The 12351-nt window shown below is 61.6% G+C and carries 7 protein-coding genes; all 7 read left to right on the forward strand.

The window, feature by feature from the left end:
• Nucleotides 1-47: 47 nt before the first annotated feature.
• The 7 genes from GRF63_RS00905 to GRF63_RS00935 all read left to right on the forward strand — a co-directional run bounded on the left by GRF63_RS00905 (nucleotide 48) and on the right by GRF63_RS00935 (nucleotide 12346).
• Nucleotides 48-746: a DUF6445 family protein gene (locus GRF63_RS00905; protein ID WP_160484142.1), complete on the forward strand. Its 699-nt coding sequence runs from the start codon at nucleotides 48-50 to the stop codon at nucleotides 744-746.
• Between the two features lie 206 nt (nucleotides 747-952).
• Nucleotides 953-3754 carry a TonB-dependent receptor gene (locus GRF63_RS00910; protein ID WP_160484143.1) on the forward strand — a complete coding sequence of 934 codons (2802 nt, stop codon included), beginning with the start codon at nucleotides 953-955 and terminating at the stop codon, nucleotides 3752-3754.
• Between the two features lie 115 nt (nucleotides 3755-3869).
• Entirely contained in the window at nucleotides 3870-5384 is a 1515-nt protein-coding gene (locus GRF63_RS00915; RefSeq protein ID WP_160484144.1) for a tryptophan halogenase family protein, read from the forward strand.
• Nucleotides 5381-7240 (forward strand): alpha-amylase family glycosyl hydrolase, encoded by a 1860-nt coding sequence (locus tag GRF63_RS00920; protein ID WP_160484145.1) that lies wholly within the window; start codon nucleotides 5381-5383, stop codon nucleotides 7238-7240. The genes GRF63_RS00915 and GRF63_RS00920 overlap by 4 nt, the downstream gene beginning before the upstream one ends.
• Nucleotides 7237-8832, forward strand: coding sequence for an alpha-glucosidase (locus GRF63_RS00925; RefSeq protein ID WP_160484146.1), 1596 nt, complete (start codon nucleotides 7237-7239; stop codon nucleotides 8830-8832). The genes GRF63_RS00920 and GRF63_RS00925 overlap by 4 nt, the downstream gene beginning before the upstream one ends.
• A complete protein-coding gene (locus tag GRF63_RS00930) occupies nucleotides 8829-10865 on the forward strand; it encodes a glycoside hydrolase family 97 protein (RefSeq protein WP_160484147.1) in 2037 nt (678 codons plus the stop codon). The genes GRF63_RS00925 and GRF63_RS00930 overlap by 4 nt, the downstream gene beginning before the upstream one ends.
• Nucleotides 10862-12346, forward strand: a complete 1485-nt coding sequence (locus tag GRF63_RS00935; protein WP_160484148.1) for a tryptophan 7-halogenase — start codon at nucleotides 10862-10864, stop codon at nucleotides 12344-12346. Before GRF63_RS00930 ends, GRF63_RS00935 begins: the two co-directional genes overlap by 4 nt.
• Nucleotides 12347-12351: the final 5 nt, after the last annotated feature.

Raw genomic sequence — 12351 nt, forward strand, 5'->3', positions numbered from 1 at the left:
GCGCGCCCGGTTGCATGGCAAGTGTGACATTTTCTCAAAGCAACGCCATGACGCAGTCTCCACTAACCCTTTCGCCATCGCATCGCGCCAGCCTTCTGCATTTTGGCGAGGAGGCGCAGCCCATGCTGGTGGTGGATGATGCGCTGGCGGACCTTGATCTGGTGCGCGAAATCGCCGCCAAGCACAGCTATCGCCCGATCGGGCCCTTCTATCCGGGCGTTCGCGCGGCCATTTCGGAAAAGATCGCCATGCCGCTGGTCGCGCCGCTGTTGCCGCGGTTTCAGGAAATTTTCGGACTGGCGAGGGAGCCTGCCTATCTGGAATGCTTCCTCAGCCTGGTAACCAAATCTCCGGCTGAGCTCGCGCCGATCCAGCGCCTGCCGCATTTTGACGGGACGGAGCCTGAACGGATTGCCGTCCTGCTTTACCTGTCCGACGATCGGGATGGCGGCACGGGCTTTTACCGCCAGCGCGCAACCGGCTTCGAAAGCGTGGATGCCGAACGTTATGATAGCTATCTGGCGGCCCTTGAAACGGGCACGAAAGAGCATGGCATTCCGCCTGCCCGGTTCATCGATTCCAGCTCGCCGCTGTTCGACCGGACCTTCAGAATCGAGGGCGTTGCAAACCGCCTCGTCGCCTATCGCGGCAACACTCTGCACTGCGCTGCAATGCCCGCCGATTTCGCGCCCGATCACGATCCCCAAAGCGGTCGGTTGACCATGAACCTCTTTCTAAGAGGCTGAATTCAAACGATTGCCGCGCGACATTTTTGCCACGCCACGCGCTGGGCGCGGCTTGCGTATACGTATGCTGTCTTCCCCATCTGGCGATCGTCCCCGTAAGTGAAGGGCAAGCGAGCAGGGCCAAAGGTCCATAGACCGCGAGTGTTTGGAGCAGGACAGCCGAAAGGGACCAGCGAGTCTCTTGGCTAAAGATCCGAGGGACTAAAATGAAAATTCGTAACACCCTTCGCGTTGGTGCCAGCAGCACCGCATTTGCCATTGCCGCATTGACGCTTCCGGGCGCTGCTCTTGCGCAGGAAGAGCAGACCCAGACGCCAGCCGACGCCGAAGAGGCGGACGCGATGGAAAACACCATCATCGTAAGCGGCTATCGCCAGGCGCTCGAATCCGCCATCGGCGAAAAGCGCAACAACACCGCTATCGTGGAAGCCTTCTCGGCTGAAGACATCGGCAAGCTGCCCGACGTCTCGATCGCCGAAACGCTGGGCCGCCTCCCCGGCCTTGCCGTGCAGCGTGTGGATGGCCGTGCGCAGAGCCTCTCGATCCGCGGCCTTGGCCCCGACTATTCCACCTCGCTGCTGAACGGCCGCCAGCTGGTGTCTTCAGGTGACAACCGCGCGGTGGAGTATGATCAGTATCCTTCCGAACTCATCAACAGCGGCGTTGTCTACAAGACGCCTTATGCGGGCCTGATCGGCCAGGGTCTTGCCGGTACGGTCGATCTGCGCACCATTCGTCCGCTCGATCAGAACGAAACCGTGCTGTCCGTCAGCGGTCGCCTGGAATTCAACGAGGGCGGTTCGCTCAATCCTGATATCGAGGGCTGGGGCTATCGCGCCACAGCCACTTACGTGGACCAGTTTGCCGACGATACTTTGGGCATTGCGCTGGGCGCGGCTTACCAGTCCAGCCCCAGCCAGGTTGAGCGTTTCAACGCCTGGGGTTACCCCAATGACGCCGGTTTCACCGTGCTTGGCGGCATGAAGCCTTTCGCCCGCTCGGTGGATCTCGACCGCCTTGGCCTGTTCGGCACGCTGGAATATGAACCCTCCGATCAATGGAACAGCACGCTGGACGTGTTCTATGCCGATTACCGTGAGCGTATTCCACAGCGCGGCATCGAATTCCCGCTCAATCCGGGTTGGGGTGCCGGCACCACCATCATCGATAACAGCGGTGGCGATTTCCCTGACAGCGTGACCTTTGCAGGGGTGCAGCCGGTTGTCCGCAACGATTACGATCGCAAGGATACAGAAACCTTCGCCATCGGCTGGAACAACTCTTACGAAACTGACGATGTCATCCTCATGGTGGACGTGGCCTATTCACGCTCCGACCGCCGCCTGCAGCAGATCGAAAGCTATTCCGGCCTGAGCTATGCTGCCGATCCCACGGCACCTTCCGACACGGTGACGTATAATCGCAATGCCGATGGTTTCCCCTACCAGTTCAGCAATCAGATCGATTATTCCGACACCAACCTTATCCAGCTGACCGATCCGCGCGGCTGGGGTGCCGGCGGCATCGTGCAGGCAGGCTTCATCAACGACACCGAAACCGAGGACGATCTGTGGACCGTCCGCGCCGAAGCGGCCTTCCCCTCCGATCGTATTTCCTTCCTCGATCAGGTGGTGTTCGGCCTTGCATATGACGATCGCAGCAAGTCACGCGATATCACGCAGAACTTCATCAGCCTTGCTGGCGGCCCCTCGGTTTATGCCGGGCAGGGCGCGGTAACCCGCGCACCGATCCCCAGCTCTGCCTTGCTGGAGCCAACGGCTTCGCTGTCCTTCCTCGGCTTCGGTCCGCAGGTCGCCTACGATCCCTTCGTGCTGCTGGAAGATGGCACCTACGTCCTCACCGACGTGCAAAGCTCCAGCCTGCCGTTCCCCGGCGACTGGACGGTGAATGAAAAGGTCTGGACAGGCTATGTCCGGGCAGACCTGGATGGCATGATGGGTTCCGTTCCGTTCACCGGCAATATCGGCGTCCAGTTCGTGCAGACGGACCAGAGCTCCAGCGGGTTCAACTCGCCCGGCGGCATCGGCGCAACGCTGATCCCGGTTACCGATGGCGATGAATATCTGGACGTGCTGCCCAGTGCCACGCTGAACTTCGAAGTTGCCCCTGGCACGATGGTGCGCCTTGGCGCGGCGCGTACACTGGCCCGTCCGCGCATGGACCAGCTGAACGCTTCCTCCAATGCCTCTATCGCCAACCAGCCGCAGCAGCCCCTGGGCTCGATCTTCAGCGGCAGCGGTGGCAACCCGCTCCTGCGCCCCTATGTCGCGGACAGTGTGGACCTTTCGGTGGAGCACTATTTCGCCGGTGGCCAAGGCTACGTCAGCGTGGCGAGCTATTACAAGTGGCTGGACGATTTCGTGAACCCCGGTGCCTCCGTCATTCGTGACTTCGGCTACCTCGTGCCCTCGCTTTCCGGTGCGCAACTCGATGCTTTCGAGGCCAGCGGCCGACAGACGCTGGGCATTGTTTCGGGGCCGGATAACGGTGCCGATGGTCATATCTTCGGCATCGAAGCCAGCGCGGCCCTGCCGTTCGGCATCTTCTCCGACGCTCTGGAAGGCTTCGGCGTGCAGACCAGCGTGTCCTACACCGATAGCAAGCTGACGATTAACCCGACGCAGGGCCCGTCCTTCGAAACCGATGTTCCAGGTCTGTCGGAATTCGTCGTCAACTCCACCGCCTTCTATGAGAACGGTGGGTTCGAGGCGCGCATCAGCCATCGTTACCGGACTGAGTTCCTCGCGGAATTCATCGGTATCTCGGCCAGCCGTTCCTTCCGCGAAACCTATCCGGAATCGATCTTCGATGCCCAGATCGGCTACCGTTTCGAAGGTGGTTCGCTCGATGGCCTCTCGTTCTCGCTGCAGGCACTCAACCTGACCAACGAGCCTTTCATCTCGTTCCAGAACGGCGATAAAGTGCAGATCATCGATTACGAAGAGTACGGTCGCACATACCTGATCGGAGCATCTTACCGCTTCTGATCGGACCTTGGCCGGCGGGGAATTGCTCCTCCTCTTTGATTTCCCGCCGGTTCACTGTTGCGAACATGCCCCGTGATGCGATGGTCCTCCCTGCCGAGGCGAAAGGGGCGGAATTATGCAAGACTCAGTAACAGCACGATATGTGATCGCCGGTGGCGGAACTGCTGGCTGGATGTCTGCCGCGGCGCTATCCCGCTTCGCACCGCCGGGCACGCAGATCACCCTTGTTGAAAGCGAAGCCATCGGCACCGTCGGCGTGGGTGAAGCCACGATCCCGCAGATCCACCTGTTCAACAGCGCGCTGGGTCTCGATGAGGCGGAATTCCTCAAAGAAACGCGCGGCAGTTTCAAGCTGGGCATCGAGTTCGACGGCTGGCAGCGCGAAGGCGAAAGCTACATGCACGCCTTTGGCGATATCGGCCGCCCCCTGGGCCTGTTGCCTTTCCAGCATTACTGGCTGCGCGCGAAACAGCTGGGCTTTGCCAAGCCGCTGCAACGCTATTCGCTGAACGAATTGGCGGCGCGCACCATGCGCATGCAGCGCGGCAAGACCGCCGCCGGGCGGGAGATGCCTTATGCCTATCACTTCGATGCGGGCCTCTACGCTGCATATCTGCGCCGCTATGCCGAGGCGAACGGTGTTAACCGCATCGAGGGCAAGATCGCCAATGTTAAGCAGAATGGCGAGAGCGGCGATATCAGCGCGCTCGAACTCGAAGGCGGGGAGAAGATCGAGGGCGATTTCTTCATCGACTGCACGGGCTTTCGCGCTCTGTTGATTGACGGCGCGCTGGGTGCGGGTTTCGAAGACTGGTCGAACTTTCTGCCCTGCAACCGGGCGATGGCCGTGCCCTGCGAAGGCGGGGGCGATTTCACGCCTTACACACGCGCCATAGCGAGCAAGGCCGGGTGGCAATGGCGCATCCCCCTGCAGCACCGCATCGGCAATGGCCTGGTATATTGCAGCGATTACTGTTCGGACGACGAAGCGCGCGAAACGCTGCTCGCCAATCTGGACGGTGCGCCGCAGGCAGAGCCAAGGCCGATCCGCTTCACGACGGGCAAGCGCCGCGTCCACTGGAAGAACAACTGCCTCGCCATCGGGCTTTCTGCCGGTTTCATGGAGCCGATGGAATCGACATCCATCCACATGATCCAGAGCGCGATCAGCCGCTTCATGGCCTTGCTGCCACAAGGGCGGGCCGAACCGGCGACCATCGACTGGTTCAACGCGCAAAGCACCTTCGAATGGGAGCGTATCCGCGATTTCCTGGTGCTGCATTACACCGCCAACCAGCGCCACGGCGAACCCTTCTGGGACCTCGTTCGCAGCATGGAACTGCCCGCAACGCTGACCGCCAAGATCGAGCAATGGCGCGCATCAGGCTTCATCCATCGCGAACACGAGGAACTCTTCACAGAGGTCGCCTGGTTCCAGGTGTTTGCGGGACAGGGCGTGGAGGCGGACAGCTATAACCCCATCGCCAATGCCCTGCCCGAAGCGGACCTGCGCGCGCTGCTGAACGATACCGAAGTGGCGCTGGTCGAACAGGTGCAGCCAATGCCGCGCCATCTCGATTTCCTGCAATCCTACGTCAACGGTGCAGCCCGCACGGAGATATCTGCATGACAATTCGTACCGCCATAGCCATCGCCTTGGCGACCACGGCACTGCCCGGATGCGCCACCGCGCAGCAGGCCACGCCGCCCGCCGCGCACACTGCGCCCGCTGTCGATGCCAGCTATCTTGACCGGAAGCCAAGCGAAGAGATCGTCTATTTCGTGCTGCCCGATCGCTTTGAAAACGGTGATCCGTCCAATGACACCGGCGATTTTACGGGCGACCGCCTCGCCACCGGATATGATCCCACGGCGCGCGGCTTCTTTCATGGCGGCGATCTTGCCGGGCTAACCGGCAGGCTCGATTACCTTGAGGGGCTGGGCGTCACTGCGATCTGGTTCGCGCCGATCTTCCAGAACAAGCCCGTGCAAGGCCCCGCAGGGGATGAAAGCGCCGGATACCACGGCTACTGGGTCACCGATTTCACCCGTCCCGATGGCCATTTCGGCACGCGCGAGGAGTTCGCCGCCTTCGTGGATGCCGCCCATGCGCGCGGGATGAAGGTCTATATGGACATCATCACCAATCACACCGCCGATGTCATCACCTATGCCGACGGTGCGGAAACCAATTTCGAATACCGCAGCCTGGGCGACTATCCATATTCCACCCGCGGCGGACCGGACGGCGAAGCGATCAATACAGGTTTCATGGGGCACGAGGATTCAAGCGAGGAGAACTTCGCCAAGCTTACCGATCCGAATTACGCCTATATCCCCGAAGTGCCGGAGGCCGAGCGCGATGTGAAAGTACCCGCTTGGCTCAACGATCCGATCTATTACCACAATCGCGGCAACAGCAGCTTCACCGGTGAAGACAGCCGCTTTGGCGATTTCGCCGGGCTGGACGACCTGTTCACAGAGCATCCGCGCGTGCGGGCCGGGATGATCGAAATCTTCTGCGACTGGATCACCGAAACCCGCGTGGACGGCTTCCGCATCGATACCGCGCGCCATGTCGATCCCGGCTTCTGGCGGGAGTTCGTTCCGGCCATGGAAAGCTGTGCTGGTGAGGCAGGCATTCCCAATTTCCACATGTTCGGCGAAGTCTACAAGGATGTGCCCGATAATGGCTACATCGCGGAATACACGCGGCGCGACGGTTTGCCCGCGGTCCTCGACTTCGCGTTCCAGGCCGCCATGCGCGAGATTATCGGGCGGGAGCAGGGCACGGTGGTGCTGGCGCACATGTTCGATGGCGATGTGCTGTATGAAGGCGGCGAAGACACCGCGCTGACACTGCCTACTTTCCTTGGCAATCACGACATGGGCCGCTTCTCCACCCTGATCCGCGAGGACATGCCCGATATTTCGCAGGAGGAATTGCTAGCGAGGGTGATGCTGGGTCACGCCATGATGCTCAGCACGCGCGGCTCTCCGGTGGTGTATTACGGTGACGAGCAGGGTTTCGTGGGTGACGGCAATGATCAGCGCGCGCGAGAGGACATGTTCCCCAGCCAGACGGGCGAATATAACGACAATGTGCTGATCGGCACCGATGCCACCACGGCAGACAGCAATTTCGATACAGATCACCCGCTCTATCGCCTGATTGCAGAGTTTTCCGCCATCCGCCGCGCCCACCCCGCCCTGACGCGCGGCCTTCAGCAGGTGCGGCATTACGAGCAGGAGCCCGGCATCTTTGCCGCCGCGCGCTTCGATCCTGACGACGGGACCGAATATCTCGCCGTGTTCAACACCACGGCTGAGGAACGGTCTGCCAATATCTGGCTGAATTACGAGGCGAGAGGTCTGGAAACCCTTGCCGGTTCCTGCCCCGCCGCCGTCAGCGCGCCGGGCAGCGCGGCCTTTACCCTGCCGGCTTTCGGCTGGGCGCTGTGCCGGGTCAGCGAGGTGGCGGAATGAGCGAACAGGCCAACGCAATGCCATGGTGGAAAGGCGCGGCGATCTACCAGATCTATCCGCGCAGCTTCATGGATTCCAATGGCGACGGTATTGGCGATCTGCCGGGCATCACCTCGCGGCTGGATCATGTCGCTTCGCTGGGCGTGGACGCGATCTGGGTCAGCCCCTTCTTCACCTCCCCGATGAAGGACTTCGGCTATGACGTTGCGGATTACCGCGATGTCGACCCGATTTTCGGAGAACTGGCGGATTTCGACGCGCTGGTCGCGCGTGCGCACGAATTGGGCCTCAAAATCCTGATCGATCAGGTCTATTCACACACTTCCGACGAACATGAATGGTTCACGCAAAGCCGGTCCAGCAAGGATAATGACAAAGCGGACTGGTACGTGTGGGCAGATGCCAAGCCCGACGGGTCGCCACCGTCAAACTGGCAGTCCGTCTTCGGGGGCCCCGCATGGACGTGGGACGCCCGGAGACGGCAATATTACCTGCACAATTTCCTGTCATCGCAGCCGCAGTTGAACCTGCACAACCGGGCGGTTCAGGATGCGGTGCTGGATGTGATGCGCTTCTGGCTTGATCGGGGCGTCGATGGCTTTCGCATCGATGCGCTCAATTTCGCCATGCATGACCTCGATTTCCGCGACAATCCTCCCGCGCCGGACAATGGCAAGCCGCGCACGCGGCCTTTCGATTTCCAGCTGCGCATCCATAACCAGTCGCACCCCGATATTCCGCAATTCGTTGCCCGCATCAGGGCGCTGACCGATGAATATGGCGGAACCTTCACGGTCGCCGAAGTTGGCGGAGACGATGCCGACGCGGAAATGAAGGCGTTCACCGCCGATAACCGGCATCTGAATTCCGCCTACGGGTTCGAATTCCTTTACGCCGACCGGCTGACGCCTGACCTCGTTTGCAAGGCGCTGGCCCTGTGGCCGGAGAAGGACGGGGTTGGCTGGCCGAGCTGGGCCTTTGAAAACCACGACGCGCCACGCGCGCTTTCCCGCTGGATCGACAATGGCCAGCGCGACGCGTTTGCCCGGATGAAGGCGCTGCTGCTGGCGGTGCTGCGCGGTAATATCATTCTCTACCAAGGCGAAGAACTGGGGCTCACGCAGGTCGATATTCCCTTCGAACAGCTGCACGATCCCGAAGCGATCGCAAACTGGCCGCTTACCCTCAGCCGCGATGGCGCACGCACGCCGATGCCGTGGGATGACAAGGAATGTGGCGGGTTCGGCAGTACCGAGCCATGGCTGCCGGTGGGCGAGGAGAATCGCGCCCGCGCCGTCGCCACGCAGAACGCGGATCCAGAGTCGCTGTTGAACCACACGCGCGCAATGATTGCCTTGCGCAATGCCCATCCGGCGCTGCGCCAAGGGGACGTTTCCAAATGTGAGGTGCGCGACAATTTGCTGCTGCTGGAACGGCGATCTGACAAACAGACGATCCGCGCCGTGCTCAACCTGGGCGACACGGAGACGCAGCTTGGTGCCACCGACGCGCAGGGCACTGTGCTTGCCACGATAAACGGCGCTTCTCCCGCCAGCCTTCCACCCTTCGCAGCCATCGTGGTGCAGCTATGATCCCAATCCGCCTTGCCCTAGCAATCGCCGCCATTTTCGCGCTGCCCGCATCTGCACTGGCAGGCACGGTCAGCTCTCCCGACGGGCGCATTCAGGCTACTGTCGAGGCGGATGGAGAAGGCATCCCGGTCTATGCCGTCAGCTTCGATGGGGAGCCGGTGATCACCAGCTCCACCATCGGTTTCACCTTCACCGATGCAGACCCGATGCGGCGCGGTTTCGCCGTGATTGAGGAAAGCACCGACAGCGTCGATACCACTTGGGAACAGACCTGGGGCGAGCGAAGGATGGTGACAGACCGGCACAACGAACTGGCCGTCACCTTCCGCCAGCAGGACGACGCCGCGCGCGTCATGACCGTGCGCATGCGCGTGTTCGACGATGGCGTGGGCTTCCGCATGGAATTCCCGCAGCAGGACGGCCTGCCCGTTGCCAATATCGCAGAGGAACTGACCGAATTCCGCATCGCCAGCGATGGCGAGGCATGGTCTATCCCCGCGGGCGACTGGAACCGCTACGAATATCTCTACGAACGCGCGCCCATCAGCGCGCTTTCCACCGTCCACACGCCGGTGACGATGGTGCTGGAGAACGGCACGCACCTTTCCTTCCACGAGGCTGCGCTGGTGGATTACGCAGGCATGTGGCTGCGCCGGATGGAAGGCACGCGCCTGCGCGCGCAGCTTGCGCCCAGTCCGCGCGGGCCGAAAGTCATTCGCGAAGGCGCGTTCCACACGCCGTGGCGCACGATCCAGATTGCCGATGGACCCGCTGGCCTGTTCGAAAGCGCGATGATCCTCAACCTGAACGAACCCAATGTGCTGGGCGATGTCAGCTGGTTCGAGCCGCATAAATACATCGGCATCTGGTGGGAAATGCATCTGGACGAAACCACCTGGAACAGCGGAGAGCGGCACGGTGCCACCACCGAGAATGCCAAGCGTCATATCGACTTCGCTGCCGAGAACGGCTTTCGCGGCGTGCTGATCGAAGGCTGGAATGTCGGATGGGACGGCACCTGGTTTGGCAATGGCCGCGACTTCGATTTCACGCAGGCCTATCCCGATTTCGATATCGAGGAAGTGGCTGCCTATGCGGCCGAGCGCGGCGTGCGGATCATCGGCCACCATGAGACAGGCGGGAATATCGACGTTTACGAGCGACAGCTGGAAGACGCGATGGCGTTTTACGAACGGCTTGGCATCGATGCTGTGAAATCCGGCTATGTCGCGGATGCGGGCGGCGTGATCGCGCCCGATGGCGAGGGTGGCGAAGTGTTTGTCTGGCATGACGGACAGGAAATGGTGAACCACCACTTGCGCGCCGTGAAGGTCGCCGCCGATCACCACATCGCGGTCAATCCGCATGAACCGATCAAGGACACCGGCCTGCGCCGCACCTATCCCAACTGGGTAAGCCGTGAAGGCGCGCGCGGCGCCGAATACGATGCATGGGCCGTGCCAAAGAATGGCCCTGACCATGTACCCGAACTGATCTTCACCCGCCTTCTGTCTGGCCCGATGGATTATACGCCCGGCGGGTTTTCCCTGCGCGGGCGCGGGGCGACAGCGCCGGACATTCCCTCTACACTGGCAAGGCAACTGGCCTTTTACGTGGCGATCTATTCACCCATCCAGATGGTGGCCGACCTGCCGGAAAACATCGCCGCCTATCCGCAGGCGCTGGACTGGGTGCAGCGCGTTCCGGCGGATTGGAACGAGAGCCTGCTGCTGGATGGCGCCGTGGGCGAATTCGCCGTGATCGCCCGCCAGGATCGCAACTCGCAGGCTTGGTACATTGGCGGGGTGACGGATGATCAGGCGCGCGATGCCACCATCGCTCTGGACTTCCTCGACCCCGGCACCGAATATGTCGCCACCATCTGGGAAGATGGAAAGACTGCCGATGGCTTGGGAGAGGATCGCCACGCGATGGATGTGCGCAGCTATACCGTAACCGCCGCTGACAGCCTGACCTTGCACATGGCCCGCGCGGGCGGCTTTGCCGTAGAGCTTTCCCCGGCTGGCGAGTGAGCGAGGAGACCCCACCGCGTATCGTCGTGCTGGGCGGCGGCAGCGCAGGCTGGATCACCGCCTGCCTGCTGCATCATCGCTGGGCCGCGAAGGGTGGCCGGGTTACCGTCATCGAAAGCCCGCAGATCGGCATCATCGGCGTGGGCGAGGGATCGACACCGCAGCTCAAAGCCATGTTCGATCACCTTGGCATTGCCGAGGCGGAATGGATGGCCGCTTGCGATGCGACATACAAGCTGGGCATCCGCTTCACCGGCTGGAGTGAACGGCCCGGTTTCGAGAGCTATTTTCACCCCTTCCCCGGCCCGGTCGATCTTCATACGGAACCTGCCTTCACCCACAGCTGCATGCTCGCGCGGCGCGGCTTTGACGTTGCTGCCCATCCCGATGACTGGTTCCTGGCCACCAAACTGGCCAGCGAAGGCAAAGCGCCGCAGCCTAGCCCGAGTTTTCCTTTCGCACCAAGCTACGGCTATCACTTCGATGCCTTCAAGCTGGGGGCATTCCTGCGCGAATGGGCCGTGGCGCGCGGGGTCAGACACCTGCCGCTGAAGGTGGAAGAGGTCGTGCTTGGCGACGATGGTGATGTCGCCGCTCTGCAATGCGAGGACGGGCAGCGGATCGAAGGGGACTTCTTCGTCGATTGCTCCGGCTTCCGCGCCATGATCGCGCAGGGCGCTTTGGGCGGAGAGTTCCTCTCCTTTGCAGACAATCTTTTCAACGATCGTGCCGTGGTGGTGCCGACAGAGCGGATCGCAAACTACCGCCCGCAGACCGAGAGCGTGGCGATGAAAGCGGGCTGGCGCTGGCAAATTCCGCTGACCACCCGCACCGGCAATGGCTACGTCTATTCTTCCAGCCATATTTCGGATGATGATGCGGCAGCCGAACTGATCGAGGCCGTGGGCCTGAAAGGGGGCGATGCCGAACCGCGCATCCTGCAGATGAAAGTTGGCCGCATGGCTGAAAGCTGGCGCGGCAACTGCCTTGCCGCAGGACTGGCGCAAGGCTTTATCGAGCCGCTGGAGGCAACCGCGCTCCACATCGTGATCGCCACCGCGCTGGAATTTGCCGAGACGTATGAGAACGCCGGTTTTACCGCAGAGGGGCGCGACACTTTCAACCGCAGCATCGCCGCGCGTTACGAATCCATTCGCGACTATATCGTCGCGCATTATCGCATGAACCAGCGCAACGACAAGGGCTACTGGCGCCAGAACGCATCCAATCAGGCGCTTTCAGACGGGTTGAAATCGTTGATGACAGCCTGGTTCACGCATAAGGATATTGCCGAGGCCAACAGGCAGGCTTACGCGCAGCCAGCCTATTCAGCTGCAAGCTGGCATTGCCTCTTTGCAGGCTATGGCACTTTCCCGCCGACGGCCAAGATGCAGCCACTACCCGCAGGCGTGGCTGCGCCGGACCGTGACAATGTGGACAGCATGCTGCAGGCCTGCGCGGCGAATTTTCCCGCGCTTTGAGGGCG

The organism is Aurantiacibacter rhizosphaerae (assembly GCF_009807005.1).
Classification (GTDB): Bacteria; Pseudomonadota; Alphaproteobacteria; order Sphingomonadales; family Sphingomonadaceae; genus Alteraurantiacibacter; species Alteraurantiacibacter rhizosphaerae.

Bases quoted from the DNA above. Each gene is read 5' to 3' on its own strand.
- GRF63_RS00905 (WP_160484142.1), top strand. From the start codon at position 48: ATGACGCAGTCTCCACTAACCCTTTCGCCATCGCATCGCGCCAGCCTT.
- GRF63_RS00910 (WP_160484143.1), top strand. From the start codon at position 953: ATGAAAATTCGTAACACCCTTCGCGTTGGTGCCAGCAGCACCGCATTT.
- GRF63_RS00915 (WP_160484144.1), top strand. From the start codon at position 3,870: ATGCAAGACTCAGTAACAGCACGATATGTGATCGCCGGTGGCGGAACT.
- GRF63_RS00920 (WP_160484145.1), top strand. From the start codon at position 5,381: ATGACAATTCGTACCGCCATAGCCATCGCCTTGGCGACCACGGCACTG.
- GRF63_RS00925 (WP_160484146.1), top strand. From the start codon at position 7,237: ATGAGCGAACAGGCCAACGCAATGCCATGGTGGAAAGGCGCGGCGATC.
- GRF63_RS00930 (WP_160484147.1), top strand. From the start codon at position 8,829: ATGATCCCAATCCGCCTTGCCCTAGCAATCGCCGCCATTTTCGCGCTG.